At 67.3% G+C, this 20584-nt stretch carries 17 protein-coding genes; 6 read left to right on the top strand and 11 right to left on the bottom strand.

The window, feature by feature from the left end; all coding sequences use genetic code 11:
• Window positions 1-153: 153 nt before the first annotated feature.
• The 3 genes from B5X82_RS01210 to B5X82_RS01200 form a co-directional block, all read right to left on the bottom strand.
• Window positions 154-4332, bottom strand: coding sequence for a translocation/assembly module TamB domain-containing protein (locus B5X82_RS01210; protein ID WP_079646217.1), 4179 nt, complete (start codon window positions 4330-4332; stop codon window positions 154-156).
• Window positions 4332-6344: an autotransporter assembly complex protein TamA gene (locus B5X82_RS01205; RefSeq protein WP_079646216.1), complete on the bottom strand. Its 2013-nt coding sequence runs from the start codon at window positions 6342-6344 to the stop codon at window positions 4332-4334. The genes B5X82_RS01210 and B5X82_RS01205 overlap by 1 nt, the downstream gene beginning before the upstream one ends.
• Window positions 6345-6424: 80 nt before the next feature.
• Window positions 6425-6637 carry a hypothetical protein gene (locus B5X82_RS01200; RefSeq protein ID WP_079646215.1) on the bottom strand — a complete coding sequence of 71 codons (213 nt, stop codon included), beginning with the start codon at window positions 6635-6637 and terminating at the stop codon, window positions 6425-6427.
• A 192-nt stretch (window positions 6638-6829) separates the two neighbouring features.
• On the opposite strand from B5X82_RS01200, the gene B5X82_RS01195 reads away from it, so the two are divergent.
• Window positions 6830-7009: a hypothetical protein gene (locus B5X82_RS01195; RefSeq protein ID WP_079646687.1), complete on the top strand. Its 180-nt coding sequence runs from the start codon at window positions 6830-6832 to the stop codon at window positions 7007-7009.
• Window positions 7010-7013: 4 nt separating this feature from the next.
• Here the strand turns inward: B5X82_RS01195 and B5X82_RS01190 are convergent, their stop codons facing one another.
• On the bottom strand, window positions 7014-7664 hold the full coding sequence (locus B5X82_RS01190; protein WP_079646214.1) for a S24 family peptidase: 651 nt from the start codon (window positions 7662-7664) through the stop codon (window positions 7014-7016).
• A gap of 88 nt (window positions 7665-7752) precedes the next feature.
• Between B5X82_RS01190 and B5X82_RS01185 the strand changes: the two genes are divergently transcribed.
• On the top strand, window positions 7753-7947 hold the full coding sequence (locus B5X82_RS01185) for a hypothetical protein (RefSeq protein ID WP_079646213.1): 195 nt from the start codon (window positions 7753-7755) through the stop codon (window positions 7945-7947).
• Window positions 7944-8270, top strand: coding sequence for a hypothetical protein (locus B5X82_RS01180; RefSeq protein ID WP_079646212.1), 327 nt, complete (start codon window positions 7944-7946; stop codon window positions 8268-8270). The genes B5X82_RS01185 and B5X82_RS01180 overlap by 4 nt, the downstream gene beginning before the upstream one ends.
• On the opposite strand, the gene B5X82_RS01175 is transcribed toward B5X82_RS01180, so the two are convergent.
• Both B5X82_RS01175 and B5X82_RS01170 read right to left on the bottom strand, forming a co-directional pair.
• Window positions 8260-9690, bottom strand: coding sequence for a hypothetical protein (locus B5X82_RS01175; protein WP_139385006.1), 1431 nt, complete (start codon window positions 9688-9690; stop codon window positions 8260-8262). The two genes, B5X82_RS01180 and B5X82_RS01175, sit on opposite strands and share 11 nt — an antisense overlap.
• 85 nt (window positions 9691-9775) lie before the next feature.
• A complete protein-coding gene (locus B5X82_RS01170; protein ID WP_079646210.1) occupies window positions 9776-10981 on the bottom strand; it encodes a TIGR04063 family PEP-CTERM/XrtA system glycosyltransferase in 1206 nt (401 codons plus the stop codon).
• A 62-nt stretch (window positions 10982-11043) separates the two neighbouring features.
• Here B5X82_RS01170 and B5X82_RS01165 point away from each other — a divergent pair, with 62 nt between their 5' ends.
• The 3 genes from B5X82_RS01165 to B5X82_RS01155 are packed head-to-tail and all read left to right on the top strand — an operon-like array spanning window position 11044 to window position 13905.
• Complete coding sequence (locus tag B5X82_RS01165; protein ID WP_079646209.1) at window positions 11044-11241, top strand: hypothetical protein; 198 nt, start codon at window positions 11044-11046, stop codon at window positions 11239-11241.
• A complete protein-coding gene (locus tag B5X82_RS01160; RefSeq protein ID WP_079646208.1) occupies window positions 11234-12694 on the top strand; it encodes a putative O-glycosylation ligase, exosortase A system-associated in 1461 nt (486 codons plus the stop codon). The genes B5X82_RS01165 and B5X82_RS01160 overlap by 8 nt, the downstream gene beginning before the upstream one ends.
• Window positions 12695-12741: 47 nt before the next feature.
• On the top strand, window positions 12742-13905 hold the full coding sequence (locus B5X82_RS01155) for a mechanosensitive ion channel family protein (protein WP_079646686.1): 1164 nt from the start codon (window positions 12742-12744) through the stop codon (window positions 13903-13905).
• Window positions 13906-13917: 12 nt separating this feature from the next.
• Here the strand turns inward: B5X82_RS01155 and B5X82_RS01150 are convergent, their stop codons facing one another.
• The 5 genes from B5X82_RS01150 to B5X82_RS01130 form a co-directional block, all read right to left on the bottom strand.
• Window positions 13918-15117, bottom strand: a complete 1200-nt coding sequence (locus tag B5X82_RS01150; RefSeq protein WP_079646207.1) for a hypothetical protein — start codon at window positions 15115-15117, stop codon at window positions 13918-13920.
• Window positions 15118-15129: 12 nt separating this feature from the next.
• Window positions 15130-17349: a GumC family protein gene (locus B5X82_RS01145; RefSeq protein WP_079646206.1), complete on the bottom strand. Its 2220-nt coding sequence runs from the start codon at window positions 17347-17349 to the stop codon at window positions 15130-15132.
• 38 nt (window positions 17350-17387) lie between these two features.
• Window positions 17388-18014 carry a polysaccharide biosynthesis/export family protein gene (locus B5X82_RS01140; protein WP_235862567.1) on the bottom strand — a complete coding sequence of 209 codons (627 nt, stop codon included), beginning with the start codon at window positions 18012-18014 and terminating at the stop codon, window positions 17388-17390.
• Between the two features lie 143 nt (window positions 18015-18157).
• The gene (locus B5X82_RS01135; protein ID WP_079646204.1) at window positions 18158-19534 is read right to left on the bottom strand and encodes an O-antigen ligase family protein; all 1377 of its coding nucleotides are present in this window, start codon (window positions 19532-19534) and stop codon (window positions 18158-18160) included.
• A 379-nt stretch (window positions 19535-19913) separates the two neighbouring features.
• Window positions 19914-20282, bottom strand: coding sequence for a hypothetical protein (locus B5X82_RS01130; protein ID WP_079646203.1), 369 nt, complete (start codon window positions 20280-20282; stop codon window positions 19914-19916).
• Window positions 20283-20584: the final 302 nt, after the last annotated feature.

Here is a 20584-nt window from a genome sequence, read left to right as displayed (position 1 = left end):
ATCCGGCCCGCTCATCCTGAGGAAGCATTGAGCGTAGTCGAAATGCTGTCTCGAAGGGGCGCTCGAGGCTCAAATATCCTTCGATATGGGCCTTCGCCACAGCTCAGTCCCTACTCAGGATGAGCGGAGTTGGAGACGCCAAAGATATAAACCTCAATAGTCCTTCGACACCTTCACGCTCGCACTCTGCCGGCCGATGGTGGAGATGCTCGACAGCAGCGACAGCCAGCGGGTGATCTGGAACTCGATCCGGGTCGCCGAATAGCCCTGCCCATCGCTGATCACCTCCACATAGGTGCGCCGGCCGATATATTTGCCGGCGGCGATCGAGGTGCCGATGCCGATCGTCGGATCGGCGGGCAGGATGCGCAGGCGATCGAGCCCGGCGGCGCGGCGCACCGCGTTGATCGGGTTGAGCCCGCCGCCCCCGCCCCGTAGCGACCCGACAGCCGCCGCGAGCTGGAGCGCCTCGGGTGCCGACAGATTGGTGATCGAGGTGCCGAACAGCAGCCGCGACAGCAGCTCGTCCTCGGGTAGCGCGGGGATGCTGCTGAAATGGATCTCTGGCTTCTGACCCGTACCGCTGACCGTGATCGTCGCGCTGACGCCGTTGAGATTGGCCTTGGCGGTGATGTCCAGCAGCGGATCGGGCGGGGTTTCGCCGAGGAAGCGGATCGCGCCGCGGTCCAGATCGAAACGGCGGCCGGCAAACTCGTAGCCGCCCCGAACCAGGTCGACCCGGCCGTTGATCGCCGGATTGTCGATCGTGCCGCCGAGATGGAGCTTGCCGCGCCATTCGCTGTCGAGGCCGAGGCCGGTGACCGCGAGCTGATTGCGCGAATCCACATCGATGTCTAGCTTCCACGACAAGGGCCGCTGGACGTCATCCTCGTCGTCGGGGCGGTTGAGCTCGACCGTGTCGAACTGCGGAATCGTCGCGACCGCGGCGGCGCGGCCGAGCTGGAAGCGGCCGCGCACCAGCCGGACGTCGCCGGCGATCGTGCCGCTGCCGCCGTCCGAACGAATCTTGATCGGACCGGTTACGGTCGCACCGATATCGTCGCGGTTGATCAGCTGGGCGTTCTGCGCGTCGAGCGCGACGTCCATGCCGATGCCCTTCTCCGCCGCGAAGTCGAATGCGGCGCGGCCGGCGATCGTGCCGCCGCCCCGCGTCTGACCGGACAGCTTGTCGACCAGCAAGCGCGATCCGTTGAAGCGGCCGGTGGCGGCGATGTTGGTGATCACCGTGCCGGTCACGGCGCTTTCGAGCCGCGCCTGGGTCGAGCGCAGCGATCCCCGGATCACCGGATTGGCGCCGGTGCCGCTGATGTCGGCGCCGATCGACACCGGCCCCGATATGTCGATCGTCTCCACCCCGATCAGCCGCCACAGCGTGTCGGCCGGGCCGCCATAGCGAAGCTGCGCAAACAGGTTGCCGCTCATCAGCCGGTCCGGCAGCGCGCCGGTCGTCGGCAGGTTGGTGATCCGCGCCTGCCCGCGTCCGATCACCTTGCCGCCGCTCGACACCACCGCCCGTGCCGCCGCGACATTCTCGGTCAGCACTCCCGCCAGCGCGACATCGGCGGGACGCGAGGTCAGCACCAGGCCCGAGCGCGACAGGCCACGGATCTTGAGGTTGGCACGGCCGGTGGGAATGCGAGCTCCACGCTGGAGCCGATAGTCGACCTCGCCTGTCGCGACGCCCGAAAGGCCGAGCCCCGGATAGAAGATGTCGAGCACCGACAACGGCATCGCCTGGACGCCGGCCTTGAGCTCGTTGGTCGCGCTGCCGAAGCGGCCGGCGAGCGTCGCCTTGCCGCTGCCGAAGCTAAGGGCCGTCGGCTCGAGCCGCCAGGCATCGGGTTCGCGCCGCAGCACGGCCGGACCGTCCAGCCGCACCGGCTTCTGGTCGATCGTGCCCTCGGCGGTCAGGCTGACGCCGTCAGGCGCGAGGCGGGCGAGCGTCGCCAGCTCGAAGCCGCGCCCGCGCGATCCGGCGAGGTTGGCGCTGATCGTCCCGCTGTCGCCCTTGAGCGCGATCGTGGCCCGGCCGCGGCCGAGGGTGACGCCGCGCATCGTCGTACCGAACAGCGCGACCGTGGCGTTGACCTGCACCCCCGCCGGATCAAGCAGTACGGTGCCGTCGAGCCGCCCGCGGCCGATCGTGAACGGCACCGCTGCTCCGATGGTCGCGCGGCGGGCGCGCAGATGGCCTTCGATCTTCTGCAGGCCCCGCTCGACCGAGAAGAGCAGCGGGCCGGTGACGGTGCCGTCGGCCAGGTCGATGCGCCCGGTGAAGCCACCCGGATCGGACCGCAGGCTGCCGCTGCCCTTGGCACCGCTGACCGCGAAGTTCGCGACCTGGATGGTGGCCGGCTGGTTGGCCGGCAGCAGGATCGCGCCACTGCTGCCCCACGGCCCGAGGTGCGAGCCGCCGGTCACGCTGTAGGTGAAGCCCTGCGCGGTCGGATCGAGCTTCACCGCGACGTTGACCAAGCCCAGCGCCTGCACCGGGCTGGCCAGGACGAGATCGATCTTCGGCCGGCTGATGTTACCGTCGAGGGTGAGCTGGACCGGGCCATATTGCGCCTGGGTGCCGCTGCCCTTGAAGTAGAAGGTGCCGTCGCGGCGGCGGAATCCGTTGCCGGCCAGGCGGATGCCGGGTCCGGTCAGCACCAGCCGTTCGAAATGGAGCACGCCGTCCGGTCCGCGCCGGAGCCGGGTGTCGATCGAGGGCAGACCGCCCGCCAGCGACCGCAGGAAGGCATTGTCGAAACGGCGCACCCAGGCGCGCCCGCGCCCGGCGACCACCGTGCCGCGCCCGCCCGCACCGGGGACGACCTTCAGCTCCGAATTGACGTCGACGATGCCGATGCCGGGGATGAAGTAGCGCAGCAATTTTCCCGTCAGGGCAACGTCATAGGCGCCGGTCCGCAGATCGAGGCTGAGCGAGAGCTGCCCCGCCAGCTTATCCGAGCTGAGCCGCAGCCGCTCGCCCGTCACCTTCTGCGCAGTCACCTGCAGCACGCCGTCGACCTTGAGATTGCCGAGGATGCCGCCGGCGACGTCGCCGACGCCGGTGACCCGCCGCGCCGACAGGCGGACGGGCAGCTTGACCGGCGGATCGGACAGCTTGCCCTTGCCTTCGGCGCGGACGACGTCGAAGCCGGTCGTGTCGAAGGCGACATGCTCGGCAGTCAGCACATAGGCATAGTCCGCCGTGCCGAACGGCCCGTCGAAACTGGCATGCAGCCGGATATTGCGCCCGGTCATGTTGGGGAACATCGCCTGGGGACGCAGCAGCTTCGCATCAACGACCACCGCATCGAAGGCCGAAGCGGCCAGGTCGAGCGTGCCCGAAGCGCCGATCTCCAGCGCGGGCGTCGCGATCGACAGCGTGCCGCCGAGTTGCCGGTCGGCCAGCGTCGCCGCACCGCTGACCCGGATCGTCGGATCGGACAAGCGCTGCAACTTGCCCGATAGCAGACGGCTCGGTGCGAGCGCGCCGTCCAGTGCATATTTGCCGTGATCGGCGGCCAACCGCAGGTCGACCAGCCGAATGTCGCCGACGTCCATCGTCGCCCTGCCCTTCCAGGCGGACCAGCGGCCCGTGCCCGAGATGACGCCGTCGACCGGCCTCTTCCATCCCGTCGCCCCGGCGACAACCCCGTCGGCGGGCCCGACCAGCCGCGCGTCGAGATCGAAGCGGTCCCGGTCGGGTTCCGAATCCAGCTGGAGCGTCAGCCGGTCGCGTGCGCTCGATGCACCGTCGAGCTTGAGCAGCACCCGACCGTCATGGATGTCCGCCTCCGCCGCGATGCGGACGATGTGGCGCCGCCCGGCGACCGGCGGTTCGAGGCGCAGCTTCGCGATGCGCAGCCGCCCGACATGGATGTCGAAGCCCGGCAGCAGCGGTCCCTTCTTGGGCGACGGCTGCAGTTTGGGCTTGCGATGCAGGATCAGCAGGTCGGTCTCGACGCTCCGGATCCACAGCTTGTTCGCGACCCAGGCGGCCGGCCGCCAGTCGAGCGCGATCTCGGGCGCTTCGAGGAACAAGCCCTGATTGTCGTAGAGGCGCAGGTCGCGCAACGTGGCGCGGTTCCAGATCGAACCGTCGATCCGCCCGATCCGGATACGCAGCCCGGACGAGGGCCGGAGCGCGCCGATCCGGTCGATGATCAGCCGGTGGCCAGGGCCGCTGTCGAGCATCCAGATCGCCGCCGAGCACAGCAGCAGCAGCGACAGCAAACCGATCGCGACGAAGCGCAGGACCGGATGGCGCCGGCGCCAGGCCTCGACCTTCTCCTCGACCATGGCGATCTCGTCGGCCATCAGAAGGCCTGCCCGAGCGAAACGTAGACAGCGATCCGCGAATCGCCGGGCCGCCGGTTGAGCGGCGTGCCGACGTCGACGCGGATCGGCCCGAAGCTGGTATAATAGCGGACGCCGATACCGGCGCCGTAGCGCAGGTTGCGGAAGGTCGGCAGCCGCGCCGAATAGAGATTGCCGCCGTCTATGAAGGGCACCACGCCGAAATCGCCGAAGCGGACGCGCGCCTCGATCGAGAATTCGGCGAGGCTGCGACCACCGGCGGGATCGCCGTTGATGTCGACCGGGCCGATCTTCTGATAGCCATAGCCGCGAACCGATCCGCCGCCGCCGGCATAGAAGCGCCGGGTCGGCGCGATCCGCTCGGCCGACGCGCCGATGATCGACCCGAAGCGGACCCGGCCGGCGATCGCGGTCCGTCCGCCGACCGGCAGATAGGAGCTGCCGTCGACCTGCGCCTTCACATAGCCGAAGGCGCCGCCCTGCAGCGACAGCTCGGGCGAGACCCGCGCGGCGAGTCGATAGCCGCGGGTCGGATTGAGCAGGTCATCCGACCCGTCATAGGACAGGCTCGATGGCAGCGCCCCGATCAGATATTGGCGGCTGCGCGGCGCGCCGGTCGCCTTCACCGTATCCTGTTCCTTCGACGCCACCAGCTCGACGCCGTAGGACCAGGTCCATTTCTTCTGCCAGATGATGTTGGTCTGCCGTTCGAGCCCGGCGCCGATGGTGAGGCTGCGCGCCTCATAGGCGTTCTGGTCGAGATGGCTGAGGATGACCTGACCGGTGAGGACCCGGTCGCGTGCCTTGTAGTTGTTGCGGCGGAGCGTCGCGCCCAGCGACTGCTCCTGGGTACCGAGAACGCCGCGGAAGGTGACGGCGCCTTCGGGCCGCACCAGGTTGCGATGCTGCCAGCTCGCCTCCAGCCTATAGCCCTCGCCGGTGCCGTAGCCGATCGCGCCGGCGACGGTGCGCGGCGGTGCAGGCTCGAGCTTCACGGAGATGTCGACGACCTGCGGGTCGGCGGTCGCCACCGGCTTGATCGTGACCGCCGAAACCAGGCTGGTCTGGATCAGCGCCCGGCGGAAATCCTCCATCCGCGCGGCGTCGTACATGTCGCCGGTCCGGAACCGCGCGATCCGGCCGAGATGCTTGGCGCTGAACAGCCGCTCGCCCTCGATCCTGATCTTGCCGATCCGCTGGGCATAGCCCGGCTCGACGTCCACCGCGAGCCGCACCGCATGCTCGTCATGGTCGACGGTAAGCTTGGGCTCGCCGATCTTCGCGAAGACGAATCCCTCATGCCCCAGCTCGGCCTTGAGCGCGACCAGACCCGCCTCGATCCGATCCGAATCGGCCGGCTGGCCCGTCTCCAGCCCGAAGGCGCGTCGGAGCTGCGCGGCGACGTCGCCAGCGGCGTCGATCCCGCCGAAATCGACCCCCGACAATGTGTAGAGCACGCCGGGGCGGACGACGAGGGAGACGCCGAGCCGGCCGGTCTTCTCGTCCTCGATCCGGGTCGAGACACGCGCGTCATAATAGCCGGCGGCGCGCAACAGCTGGTTGAGCAGGGTTTCGTCCTGCCGGGCGCGCCGATCGATCTGCGCGGTGTTGCCGACGCCCTTCCCTTCTTCCAGCGCAGACAGCTGGCGGAACCGGCTGCGGATCGCGCTCTCGGTCTCGGGCGGCACCCCGTCCTTGCCCGAAAGGCCGGTGATGTCGACGCCATAGCGCCGATCCGCCTGTGCGTCGGCGAGGGTCGACTCCGCCGTCGCGCCCGTTGCCGCACCGGCATCGGCCGGGGGCTCGCCCGCCGTATCGGCGGCCTCGGGCCAGTCGACCTCCATGCCCGGCAGCGGCGCCATCTCGGTCGAGGGGTCCAGTTCCGGAAGATCGGCGGGATCCTCGGACGCCGTGGGCGGGGATGCGGGTTGCGCCTGCGCCGCGCCCGTCACACATAACATGGCGCCCAAGACGATCGATCGGGCGCTGGTCGGCCTACAGGCGTTACGCATGGCAAGACCCTAGGGTCCAAACCCAATGATCGCAATGGCCGGAGCGGCGGATGATGCCGCTCCGCCGCCCGGTCATCGCATCAATGAACGGTACCGACCGCCATATCGAGGGCCAGCAGCGACAGGAAGCGCTCCATCTGCCGCCATTCGCAGAATCGGATCGCATTGCCGAGCTCGCGATAATGGCGGCTGCGCGCTGCGGCCTCGTCGACCGCCAGCATGCCGAACTCGCGGATCAGTTCCTCGGCCTGGGCGATGCTGGCGCGATCCGCGATGTAGAAAATCTCTTCCAATCCCGGCCCCTTCCCCGTGCGACGCCCGCCTTCACACAAGACCCGTGCCGAGATCCGCAAATCCCCCGCCGTCAGCCGGATAGCTGGTGAATGGAGCGTTGACCAAGTCCCGTCCCGGGACATGGCGTCCCGTGGCGGGACAGCCGGGACGAACGCTGGCGCACGGCGCGGCGGCGTGGCATGGGGACCGCCATGGAACAGAATAGCGGCAAAGCCTCCCGCGCGGGCGGCGCGATCATCGCCTTCACGATCATGGCCGGGGCCATCGTCGGCAATCATTATGGCCAGCCGTCGATGGGAATGCTGATCGGCACCGGCGCCGGCGTGGCGATCGCGATCATACTCTACCTGATCGACCGCAGCCGGCGCTGACCGGCTATAGCTTCCGGCCGCACCACAGCACGCGGCCGATCACCTGCAACGTCGCCGGATCGAAACCGGCGATCTCCGGATGGGCAGGGTTGTCGCTGTGGACAACGAGGCCGCGGTCGTCGCGGAGCAGCCGCTTGACCATCAGCAGGTCGTCGAGCCGCAGCACATAAATGCCGCCGGGCCGGACCTCGATCGCGTCGCGATCGACCAATATGTCGTCGCCGTCGCGCAGGGTCGGTTCCATCGATTCCCCTGCGACGCGAATGATCGACAGCGCCGCCCGTCGCCCGGCGCCAAGATCGCGCAGCAGCCCGTCGTCGAAGGCGATCGGGCGATCGCGTTCCTCGATCTCGGCAATGCCGCCCGGCCCAGCCGAAGCGCCGATCGCGATCCTCGGCACCGTCACCAACGCCGAGGCGGCCGTCGCCTCCTCCACCGGCCCATCGCCGGACCGACCGCCCAGCCGCGATTCCGGAACCCGGAAATAGGCCGCCAGCCGAACCCGATCCTCCTCCGCCAGCCGCCGCGGACTGCCGCGCTTGATGAACTGCTGGATATAGGCCGGATTGCGCCCCAGCAGCCGCGAGATCGCGCTGTAATCCTCTCCCCGCTCCCGGATCAGGGCGTCGAGGGCGGTGCGGACGTCGTCGGCCATGCCCCTCCTTATCGATAGGATTTTTCCTAGACAAGTAGGAAATGGATTGGAACATAAAGTGAACGATTGAGTCGCGAAGGAGCTTGGGATGGATTTGCTGTGGTTGATCGAACGCTATCTTCGCGAGAGCGGCATTCCCGCCTCGCGCTTCGGCCGCGACGCGATGGGCGACCCCGGCTTCGTGGCGACTCTGCGCCGCGGCCGAGAGCCGCGCGACGACACCGTCCGGCGCGTGCAGGCCTATATCGTCCGGGCGCGTGAAAAGAAGGCCGGCGCGCGATGAGCGATCCGGTCAAGGCGATCGCCCGGCGTCTCCACCATTGCTGCGCGCCGTTCGCCGAGTTGCTGCTCGATCATGGCGAGAGCGAGGATTGGCACAGCCTGCTGTTCGACGGCGGGCGGCACCGCATCGACCTTCGGCTGCGGGGAGAAGGGGTGGAGCGGGCGCTCGCCGCCCTGCCCATCTGGATCGCCGCCCCCGACTTCACCATAGCCGGCCATCTGATCGCCGAGATCAAGCTGGTCTCGGTCGAGCGACGCGACGCCGAAGCGCTCCTGCGGCTGGAAGCGCTGACCGTCGCCGACAGCCTGGCCGTCAGCGTTTGACCATGTTGCGCAGCAGATCCAGCGTCACGTGCAACGGCTGGTCGAGCAGTTCGTCGCTGCGCAGTTCGGGAACGGCCCGCGGCGGAGCGACCGGCAGGATCGATGCGGGCGCCGGCGCCGCAGGCGGCTCGTACCGGCTCATCGGGGGCACGGGTTCGATGATCGGAGGCGGAGCCGGCGGCTCCGTCAGGGACGGCGGCGCGGCAGCCGGCATGGGCATGGCTGTGGGCACAGGCGCCGGTGCTTGCTGCGGGGCCGGCGGCGACTGTTCCGCCTGCGCCCGTGCGGCGGCAGCGGCCCTGCGCTGTTGCAATCCCCGTTCGAGACGAGCCAATAATTCTTCGAGCCGGGCCCGGTCGAAACCCGGCTCGGGCAGCGGGCGCGGCCGTGGAGCCGGCTGGGCCGGTGCCGGTGCCGGTGCCGCCGCTGGCGGTTGGTCCGGTTGCCGGACGGCGACGGCGGGCTGAGGATCGGCGAAAGGTTGCGCGGCCAACGGAGGCATCTCGTCGGCCAGTGGCGGCGGGGCGAAGGGCCCCGCCTGCGGCGTCGGCAGCGGAGGAACCGGCTGCGGAACGGCCGGCGTCCCGATCAGGGACGGCGGCACGGCCGCATCGGGAGCAGGCGCCGAATCGACTTCCGGTTCCGGCCCCGGCTCGGCCGGCTCTTCGTAGAAGGCGGCGGGCAGCGGATCGGCGGCCTGACCATCCGGGCGCAGGCCGGGCGCGGGCATCCAGGTCGGCAGGCCGCCGGCGGGGGGCGGCATCTCCGGCGGCGCCGGTTCCGCCTCCGGAAACGGGGCGGCCTGCGGGAAGGCGGCGGGCTGAATCAGCGGCGGCAGGGCATTGGGCTGCAACGGTGGCGCGCTCACGCCGGTGCCGGGCAGTATCTCGCTGATCGGCGGCAGCGCCTGGTTGAGTCCGGCCAGCGGTGCTCCGAACGGGTCGAGCGCGGGCGGCGGATCGCCGATATCGGTACGGGCGGAGAGCGGCCTGCGGGCATCGCCCGTCGACGGCACCGGCCATTCGGCGGCCGGGTCCTCGGCCGGCGTCACCAGGTCGAGCGGATCGGTCGGACGGAAATGATCCTCGTCCTCATCCTCATAATCGTCGTCGCGGGTGCGGATCAGCGTGCTCATCCCCGCGCGCCCGAATACCAGCCAGTCGACCAGGACCCAGCCGATCCCGGCGGTGAGGATGGCGGCGAGCACCGACAGCAGCGTCCGGTCGTTCGGCGAGATCGGCGGTTCCGCCTGCACCATCAGCTTGGACAGGCGGGTGAAGGTGGTCACCGTCTCCAGCATGCGGATCGGCATGGCGAGCACGAAGAATGCCGCCGCCACGCCGAGCAGCAGCGCGAGCAGAACGCCCATGATCAGGCTTGATCGGCGACGCGCTTTCGTTTGAACCATCGGAACGCCCATATGTCTCTATTGTCATCCCATAATAAGGCAAAATTGGGATTCCGTTACTTTTCAATTCTTATCGGCCGCTACTGACAACGATGTTTTAACGTGCGGAGCCGGCGATCAATCCTTCGTAGACGGGCCGATAGCGCGCGACATTGACGCCCCAATTGCGTTCGCGTTCCACGAAAGCCCGGGCGGTTTCGCGCCGCTCGTCCCATCCGCCCCGGTCGTCGAGCAGCCCCGCCAGCGCCGCCGCCAGCGCCGCCGGATCGTCGGGCGCGAACAACGTGCCGGTAACCCCGTCCTCGATCAGTTCACGATGCCCGCCGACGTTCGACGCGGCGACCAGCCGGCGTTGCGCCATCGCCTCGAGCGGCTTGAGCGGGGTCACCAGGTCGGTCAGGCGCATCGACTTGCGCGGATAGGCGAGGATGTCGATCAGGCTGTAATAGCGGTCGACCTGCTGATGCGGAACGCGGCCAGCGAAGCGGATGCGCGCCGCCGCGGGCGACGCCGCCGCCTGTGCCCGCAGCGCTTCCTCCATCGGACCGCCGCCGACCAGCAGCAGCGCCGCCTGCGGCCGCCGTTCGAGCAGCAGCGGCATCGCCGCGACGAGATCGTCGAGTCCTTCATAATCGTAGAAGGAACCGATGAAGCCGATCACCTCGGCCCCGCCGAGCCCGAGTTCGGCGGCCAGCGCCTCGTCGGGCGGCGGCGGGGCGCCGAACAGCTCGAGATCGACGCCGTTCGGGGAGACCATCACCTTGTCGGCGGCGATCCCGCGCGCGACGAGATCCGACCGCAGCCCTTCGCAGATCACCGCCACCGCGTCGGCGCGGCGGACGATATGGGTCTCGAGCCGCCGAATCAGCCGGTAGACCGGCGACCCTTCTCGCCCGGTACCGTTGCCGACCGCAGCGTCTTCCCAGAAGGCGCGGATTTCATAGAGGAACGGAAGGCGGAGGCGCCGGGCGGCGCGCAGCCCCGCCAGCCCGATCAGCGCCGGCGAATGGGCGTGGAGGATATCCGGCTTCCATTCCGCCGCGACCTCGCCGATCCGCCGTACGAGCGCCGCCACCTCGCGCCATTCGCCGACAGGCGTGCGCGCGGGACGGACGGCGGGGGTGCGCCGGAAGACCAGCCCCTCCTCCTCCACCGGATCGGGCTGCGGCGCGTTGTAACGCGGGCCGGTGACGCCCATCACCTGCCAACCCATCGAAATCTGGGATTTGAGGATCGCCCGGGTACGAAATGTATAGCCGCTGTGGATCGGCAGGCTATGATCGAGGATATGGAGGATCTTCATGCCGTGCGAACGCGCATGAAGAGGCTTGTCATGTCAACCGGAAACGGATCGGGAAGCCGCCGATGATCGATACGCTCTCGCTGCTCCTGGCCCATTTCCTGATCGGCTACGTGGCCGTGAAACTGCTGCTCCACCCCGACCTGAACGACGAACCGACAGGGTCCGGGCGCCATTTCAAGCCCGTGCTCCCGAAGAAGCCGCCCACGCGCCGCGCGGGCGTCGAGACCGGCGAGGCGAGGCCCGGCTCCGACCGTGCGTGATCTCTTCCTCATCGGTTTCCTGGTCGCGATCCTGCTGGCGGGTTTCCGTCGGCCGTTTCTCTTCGTCTGCGCCTATGTCTATGTCGACATCGTCTCGCCGCAGCGGCTGTCCTATTACCTGCTCAGCTCGATCCCGGTTTCGCTGATCGTGTTCATCGCCGCCTTCCTGGGCTGGGCAATCAACGACGACAAGACGCTCAGCAAGCCGACGCCGCGGCAGATACTGCTGATCCTGCTGCTACTCTATTGCGGCTACACGACCCTGACCGCCGACTATCCCGACGCCGCGCTCGACAAGTGGGACTGGGTATGGAAGGCGCTGGTCTTCTCGATCTTCATGCCGATGACGCTCTACACGCGCGTCCGCATCGAAGGCGTGCTGCTGTTCATGCTGCTCTGCCTGTCATCCATCGCGGTGGTGGGCGGCGCCAAGACGCTGGCCGGCGGCGGCGGCTACGGCACGCTCAACCTGATGGTCGCCAACAACAGCGGCATGTACGAGAGCAGCACGATCTCGGCCTTCGCGATCTGCTCGATCCCGCTGATCCTCTACATGGCGAAATATTCCACGATCGTGCGTCCGACGATCTTCTCCCGAATCTATTGGTATGCGCTCGCCTTCGCCTGCCTGCTGATCCCGATCGGCACGCAGACACGCACCGGCCTGCTCTGCATCGTGCTGGCGGGCGTGCTGGAGCTGCGCGCGACGAAGCGGCGCTTCCTCTACATCGGCATCATTGCCGCGATCGTCGCGGCGGGAATCCCTTTCCTGCCGAAAAGCTACACCCAGCGCATGGACACGATCCAGGGCTACAAGGGCGACGCATCGGCATCGACCCGCCTGGCCGTGTGGAAATGGACGCTCGACTATTCGAAGTCCCATCCGTTCGGCGGCGGCTTCGAAGCCTATCTCGGCAACAAGCTCACCATCGACATGAGCTACAAGACCGCCGACGGCACGGTCGTCAGCGTGGTCGGCTACGACGCCGGCCGATCCTTCCACAACGCCTATTTCGAGATGCTGGGCGAACAGGGCTATCCGGGGCTGGCGCTGTTCCTGGCGGTTCACCTGATCGGCATCTTCCGGATGGAGGTGATCCGACGAAGTTATCTGAAGGAGGAAGGGGCCAACGCCTGGGTGTCGCCGCTCGCCGCGGCGCTCCAGCATGCCCATCTCATCTTCATGCTGGGCTCCTCCTTCGTCGGCATCGCCTTCCAGCCCTATATCTATTACATCATCGCAGTCGAGATCGGCTTCGACCGCTATGTCCAGATCCATGTGAAGCGGCGGGTCTGGAACCCGTTCCGCAAGCGCAAGCGGGACGCCGCGGCGGAGCAGGAAAGCGAGCCTCCGGAACTACCCGAGCCGGAACCGGAGCCCGAACGCCCCTTGTCGGCCGCGGCGGAACGCCGGCGCGCCCAGCCTCGTTGGGGCAATGTGAACGGCAAATGATGGAAGGTTGAATGACGAAGACGGGGAATGCCGCGATCGACGCCGAAATGCCGACGCCGATCCAGTCGCTTGGCGATCTCGAGCAATTTTGGCAGCAGACGCTGGACTGGATCGGCAGCCATTATCTGAGCATCGCCATCGCCTGCGCAAGCGGCGCGCTGATCATCGCGCTGCTCTACGGCCTGCGCATGCTCGGCACGCGGCTATGCCGGCGCGAGCATCTCGGCCATTGGTCGCGCATCATCGGCCGGGCGATCGCGCGCACCAACATCTTCTTCATCGTCATGCTCGCGGCGCGGCTGGTCAGCGGCTATGCGACGCCGCCCGCGGTGGTCGCCGGGACGATCGGTTTCCTGTTCACCGTCGCGACCGCCGTGCAGGCCGCATTGTGGGTTCGCGAGCTGATCATCGGAATTGTCGAGCATCGCGCGGGAGAGGAGGACGGCGTGTCCTCCTCCACCCTCGGTTCGGCGATCGGCATTATCCGCCTGCTCGTCACCGCGGTCTGCTTCATCGTCGCGACGCTGCTGATCCTCGACAATATCGGGGTCAACATCACCGGCCTCGTGGCCAGCCTGGGCATCGGCGGCATCGCCATCGGCCTTGCCGCGCAGGGCATCTTCTCCGACCTGTTCGCCAGCCTCGCCATCATCTTCGACAAGCCCTTCCGGCGCGGCGATACCGTGAAGTGGGATCAGACCACCGGAACGGTCGAATCGATCGGCCTGAAGACGACCCGGCTGCGCTCCACCGCGGGCGAGGAGGTGGTGATCTCCAACACCAACCTGCTCAACAAGGAACTGCACAACCTGGCGCACACGCTACGGCGGCGGGCGACCTTGATGCTCAGCGTCACCTATCAGACGCCGCCCGACGTCTGTCGCCGCATTCCCGAGATGGTCAAGGCGATCGTGACGGCCCACGACAAAGCGGTGTTCCTCCATTGCTGCATGGTCAACTTCGCGCCGTCGAGCCTCGATTACGAGCTGCTGTTCGACGTGCTCGACGAAGACGGCGAGGTCTTCAACAGCGCTCGCCACGACATCTGCATCGCGATCCTGGAGACTTTCGCTAAGGAAGGGATCGAGTTCGCCTATCCCACCCAGACGACCTTCACCGCCGCCCCCGACGGCAGGATGATCATGCCCTATCCGGAACCCGCAGGGCCGTCCGACAAGCCGTCCCGCAAAGCCGCGACGCCGCCGGCCTGACGCCAGCGTCGATCATTGGCGGACGAGTTCGAGGCTGTCGACGATGATCTCGGCATCCTCCTGATCGCCGCGGCCGGCGACGACCAGCGCCAGTTGCTGACCCGTGCAACCGGCGGGAATTTCGATCTGGCCGGCATAATGGGACGAGGTCCTGCGCACCGGCAGTTCGAGCGACCAGATCGGCCGGTCTTCGGGCAGGCAGCGCATTTCCCACTTCGCGGCAGCGACGACGTCCTCGTCCGGCGCCTCGACCTTCTGGCTGAAGCGATAGCGCCCCGCCGGAAGCACCAGGGTACGGATGGCCACCTTCTCCGGACGCGCGGTCGAGATGCGCACCTGGAGCCGCCCGCTCTCGTCGCGCCGGCCACTCACCGTCTGCTGATCGGCGAGCGACCAGGCGAAGGGACCGAAGCGCGTATCGGTGGTCGCTGCGGAGAAGCCGGGATCGGTCGCGATGCCGCCGGCGCGCATGCCGCGCAGATAGGCGCCGGCAGTACCGAACTCTCCCTTGGCCGCGACTCCCGCCAATATCCTCTGGTCGAGGTCGGCATAGATCGGCGACGGCGGCAGCCCACCGGCCGCGACGACCAGGGCGCCGACATGCTCGCCAGCATCACCCTCCGCCAGGGCATAGCGGATCAGATAGGGCATCCAGCGGCGCGATTGCCGCACATAGGGCACCAGCGCGGCGCGCATTCCCGGATCGAACAACGCCGCCGACAGTGCCGGATACAACACCTCCCCCGCGAGCGGCGTGGTGGTCAGTGCCTCATCGAAATGGCGCGCGACAGCGGCGGCGTCACCGCGATCGAGCGCGGCTTCGATCAGCAGCCACTCCGTGCCGAGTTCGCGGCGGGTGAGATTGTAGGACAGGTGCACGAGCCCGTCCGCCGCGCGATGCCGCCCGGCCATCCCTTCCGCGACCGCGATCTGCCGCAAGGCGGGCGCAGTCAGCGGATCGGACCGCAGGGCCCGGCGGGCGACATCGGCGATGGCCGCCGCGCGAGCCGGGTTCATTTCGCCGTCCGCCTGTCGCTGGTCCTGGTGGAGTGTCAGGGCGACCGCGTCGCCGGGCCGGACCCGCAGGGCGCGATCGGGGTCGATCGCACGCCAGCGATTGGCCGTCGCGTCGATGCCGGCGGCGAGCGCAAGGCCCAGAGTGCCGAGGCCTAGAAGGGCCTTGCCCCAGGACGTGACGACTGGCCGATCCACCGCGGGAGCCCGTCAGGCAGCCTTGTTCTCGACGTCGTCGCCATAGCCGTAGCCATAACCATAGCCGTAGCCATAAGCGAGTTCGCTGGCCTTGATCTTGGTCAGCACCGTGCCGAAGATATGGGTGTTGACCATCCGGAGGCGGCTGATCGCCGCCCGGACGCCGCGCACCGCCGCGCCTTCGGCCTGGATCACCAGCACCGCGCCCTCGACCGCACGACCGAGCAGCGGCGCGTCCGACAGGCCCAGGATCGGCGGGGCATCGATGATGACATGATCGAACATGCCCTGCAGCTCGCCGACCAGATGACGGATGCGATCGCTGCTCAGCAGCTCTGCGGCGCTCGGCGGCTTGGGGCCCGAAGTCAGCACCGAGAGGCCCTTGTGCGGCGTGCTCCGGATCAGCGCGGCGACATTGTCGTCGCCGGCCAGCGCGTTGCTCAGCCCCACCGCATTGTCGAGACCGAGCAGGTGGTGAATGTCGGGCGAGCGCATGTCGCCATCGACCAGCAGGACGTTCTTGCCGGTTCGCCCGATGATCCGCGCCAGCGCATAGGAGGTCGTCGACTTGCCTTCGGCCGGCTGGGTGCTGGTGACGATGAACGATCGCGGCAGCCCATGGTCGGTGGTGAAGGCCAGGTTCGAGCGGATCGTGAAATAGGCTTCCGAGAAATAGGACTTCGGATCCTCGATGCCCTCAGTGACCGACGAATCGGACAGCGGCACATGGCCCAGCAGGGGCAGTTGGAAGAGCTGCTGGATCTGGCCCGGCTGGCTGATCCCCTCGTCGATCTGCTCGAGCGCGAGCGTCGCGATGACGGCCAGGGCGAGGCCGATGACGAAAGCGAGCGCCATGTTCTTCGGCAGGCTCGGCGCCGAGGGAGCCGACGGGACGCCCGCCGGGTCGACGACGACGATGTTGCTCACCCCCACCGAGCCGGCGATCCCGATCTCCTTGTAGCGCTGGAGCAGCGCGTCATAGAGTTGGCGGTTGGTGTCGGCCTCGCGCTGGTAGATGTTGTACTGGATCGCGTCGTGCTGCTGCTCGTCGAGGCGCCCCTTCAGTGCCGCGACCTGCGCGCCCAGGTCCTGCTCACGCTTGAGCGCCTCGCGATAGCTCTGCGCCCGGCTGTTGCCGACGCGGGCCGTCTCGCGGGCGATCGCCTCGTCGAGCGACTTGATCTGCATCATCAGCGCCTTGGCGGTCGGATAGTTCGGCTCGAACCGCACGATCATCTTGGCATAGTCGGATGCGACGTCGGCCCGCTTCTGGCGGAGCTGGGTGATGGTGGGGTTGGTGAGCGCATCGACATTGTCGTCGTCACTTCTCCCGGTCAGCCGGCTCTCCGCGGCGATGCGGTCCGCACGGGCCGCGTTCAGCGCGGTGTTGAGCGCTTCGAGGTCGCTCTGGATCATGGTCCGCTGGACCTGCGTCTTTCCATCGGTGCCCCGAACCGCGTCGAGCGTGACGATATCGTTGCGCGACGCATAGGTCACGGCCTCGCGTTCCGACTGTTCGAGCCGGGCCCGCAGATTGCCGAGCCGTTCCTCGAGGAAGCGGCGGGCATCGGCGGTGGAAGCGAGCTGGCGATCCATGCTGGCGGCAATGAACTGGCTCGCCCAGGCATTGACCACCTGCGCGGAAAGCGTCGGGGATCGGCTGGTATAGGAAAGGTCGACCAGGCGTGACCGGCGGACCGGCGACACCTCGATATTGTCGAGCAGCAGCTTGGTCGCCAGCTTCTCGCGGGCAGCGAGCTGCCCGGCGGTCAGGTTCGACTGGTCAGCGGCGCCGAAGCGTTCGGCGTCGAGCGAGATGCCGTGCGCCGCGAAAAAGTCGTCGCGCCGCGCGAGGTCCAGCTTGCGCGTGACCCGCTCGCCCAGCGAATAGGATCGAAGCAGGGCATATTGGGTCTCGTAGAACTCCATGTCGCTGTCCGCGGTCGCGGAATCGAGCCCCTCGACATTGGTGATCTTCTTCTGCTCGCGACTGATCTCGATCTGCGAGCTGGCCGTATAGCGGGCCGGGGTCAGCAGCGTGACGATCAGGCCCACCGCCAGCGCACCGGCTATGATCGCGCCGATCAGCCAACGCCAGCGAAGCGCCGTATGCCAATATTGCTTGAGGATCGGCGGGACGGCGTAACTGTCGTTGACATGACCGCCCTGCCCCAGGCCGGAGGCCTTGGGATTCGCTGATCCGCCGCCTTGAACTTCTGCCGCTTCACGCATCAATTTTTTCCACTATCGCGGATCGCCAGGCGATCCATCTAGAACCGGTCCACGGCGACGATGATCGGCGTCGTGAGCAGCGGAACCACCTGGAGGATATCCTTGAAGGTCCGGCGCGCCCGCGATTCGCCGACCACGACCACGTCGTTGGCGTAGATGTCGGGATCGGCATAGGCGCCGATCCGGATCTGCTTGAGGCTGTAGAGCGCGGCATATTGCTCGCCCTTCACCGTGCGGAAGACGACGACCTGGTTGAGCTTGGCGAACTCGTCGGTTCCGCCCGCGAGCGCCACCGCGCGCAGCAGCGTCATCCGCCCGACCACGGGGAAGAGGCCCGGCTTCTTGACCTGTCCTTCGACGGTCACCACCTGGCTGACCGTCTGGTCGAGATTGACCGTCACCTGCGGATTGCGGACATAGTTGACCGCCAGCTTCTGCTCCAGCGCCGTCTCGATCTCACCCGGCGTCAGACCGGCGACGTTGACCACGCCCACCAGCGGGAAGGAAATGCGGCCGCTCGCATCGACCTGCGCCTTACGGTTGGAGAGCTCGTCGATGCCGAATACATCGATCGCCAGCTTGTCGAACGGGCCGACGATATAGGGACGCTCGGTTTCGACCATGTCGGTTCGGTCGGGTGCCGGCAGCTCGGTGGCATCGAGCACCTGTATGTTCGTCGCGCCGCCGATCCTGGGCGGACCCGCGCAACTCGCCAACATGAGCGCACCCATGAGCGCCACGGGGGCCTTGCGCGGCAGACGCGCGCCAGCGGACGAGGATTTTCGTTGAAGAAACAAGAGCAAGCCCCTCAAACCCCTTCTTTCGTCGCCCTATCGGGCCCGATTGAACTTATCCATAGGACTATGACACAAAAGAAGCACGCCAGCGATGGCACGCGCAAGGGATAGTCGCTGATACTTGCCGCGGCGAAGATCAGCGCCATCCAAAGACCCGCCCCTGCGAGCAGCACATTGTCGTCATGGCCAACGCGCAATCGCCACCACCGCGCGGCTATCCTGAAGAACGCGACCGCGGCCACGCCTGCGAGCAGCAGCGCCGGCAATCCGCCGGTTATCAACAGCTCGAGCCAGTCATTGTGGGCATGAAAGAACATTGCCGACGTGAGCAGCTCGTTCGGCTCGTCGATCTTGAACAGGTCTGCAAAGGCGCCGAAGCCGCCGCCCAGCGGAAAATAGGTCATGGCCGTCGACAGCATCGGCACCCAGGCCTGGAATCTGACGTCTTCCGTCGCCGGGGACTCGACCAGCCGATCGATCGCGACAGCCCGCCCCAGCAGGACCGTCAGCACAACCAGCGCGAGAATGACCAGCGCCACCACGGCGCGCAAGGCATTCCGCCGTCCGTCGTCCGATCGGGTCCGATCGCCCGGCATCGTGTAAAGGAAGGGAATGCTGACGAAGCCGATCGCCATCATCCCCATGCCGTTGCGCGACCCGGTGACGAGAAGAAGCGGCAGCAGCACCGCACCGATCGCCAGCGCCACGGCCGTGCGCAGCCGGGCATCGATCGCCGACGAGCGGGCGGCCGACGCGAAAACTGCGAGCAGGGGAAACAGCGACGCCAGGAAGATCGCCTGATGGTTGCGATTGGCGAACAACCCGACCGCGCGGTTGGTCACTCGGTAGAGATAGAATGGTCCCTGCGGGGCGCCGCTTAGCTGGAGGATGGCCAGGATCGCGCTCGACAGGCCGATGCCGATGAGAAGCATGGCGATCCGCCAGCGCCCCCGCCCGTCGAGCTGCGAGGCGAGGACGAGTGCCGCGAGCGACGGGATCAGGGCGAACAGCGCGTTCCAGGTCGCCGAAGGAACCAGGCTGATCGGACGCCACACCGGCCCGAGCCCGGCAGCCGCATCGATCTGGGTCACCAGGCCGCGTCCGGGCAAGGCGCCCCAGATGGCGGGCGGCAGCGGGATCAGCTGGAACAGGACGAGCCCGACGATTGCGGCGGCCATGCCATAGGCGAAGCGATATCGCCGCACGGTCGAGCGGGTCAGGCTCCAAAGGCCGAAGCCGAGAAATATCGCGGCGGCCGGACGCAGCACGACCAGCGAGGCGATATCGGACCGCGAGCCGCCACCGGTCAGGAATGTGAGAATGAGAAGTGCGCCGAGCGCCCAGAAAGCGGCGTCGGTCCGTCCTGCGCCTGTAGCCGCGACCTTCATGCGCTCGCCCGGACGCCTCGAAGCTGTTGAAAACCGGTCGATGCCATCGCCTTCGACGCCCCCTGCGGAGAGCGGCCGAATCGCGCCCTACGCGTCCTGTTGGTACGGGATCAGAACAGCCCCGCGCTGTGACCCGCCGCACAGTCGCTCTCGTGCATTAACCTACGCAGGGAAAATGGAAAGATGCCTCGGCATCCTTTGTCGCCGTCATGCGACGAACCGAAATATCCGCGACGAACCGAAATGGAGGGAATAGCCGAACGTAGCGGAAATCGGTCCGACCGACATCGATTCGCTCAAAAAACAAAAAGAGATTCGCCAGAAAACAAAAAGGGCGGCTCGCGCCGCCCTCTCGGTCCATCTGCTGGATGCGTTAGCCTTACGGGCTGTTGCTGCCACCGCCGCTCGAGGCCGCAACCGCGACGCCGACGCCAGCTGCGACACCCGCAACTGCACCGGCGACACCGAGGCCACCGAAACTGCCACCGGCACCACCAGCACCACCGGCACCACCAGCGCCCGCGTCGGTTCCGGCATCGGCACCTTCGACCTGAGCCAGCTCAACGGCGCTCTTGCGTGCGACCTTCTTGTTGAGGCGCGCGACAACACCGGACCGCATCTTCGTGCCAATCGCCTTCACGGCGGCACGGCTCAGCGTGGTTCCGGCTTCGGGAACAGCCGCAGCAACCGGGGCCGCGACCAGCGCAGCAATCGCAAGCGACGAAGCAATTTTACCAAAGCTCTTCACAACCGCCTCCTTACAAGGTCGACCTTTCCATAACCCCGTCGGGGCCCGCGCGCAACGTGAAAAAACCTGTACGGCGCTTTAATATACTGTCCAACTTCAGATAAAAGCTTATATAAATGGAATCCGGGCCAGTAACTTTCATTCGCCGCTGGGCATCCAGGGGGAGTAGTCCGATCACGTTCGCAGGGCTCTTGCATAGCAGGTTGCCGCATCTTCGCTGTGCGCTGGATCACTGCAACCATGTCGCGTAACGGGCAGAAGCGCGGCATGTTCCCCATGGAGCGTTACTGAGGAGTGTTACG

This window comes from Rhizorhabdus histidinilytica (genome assembly GCF_900167915.1).
GTDB lineage: Bacteria > Pseudomonadota > Alphaproteobacteria > Sphingomonadales > Sphingomonadaceae > Rhizorhabdus > Rhizorhabdus histidinilytica.
Note: the sequence above shows the minus strand (reverse complement) of the source record. Positions and strands in the feature narration are given on the sequence as shown.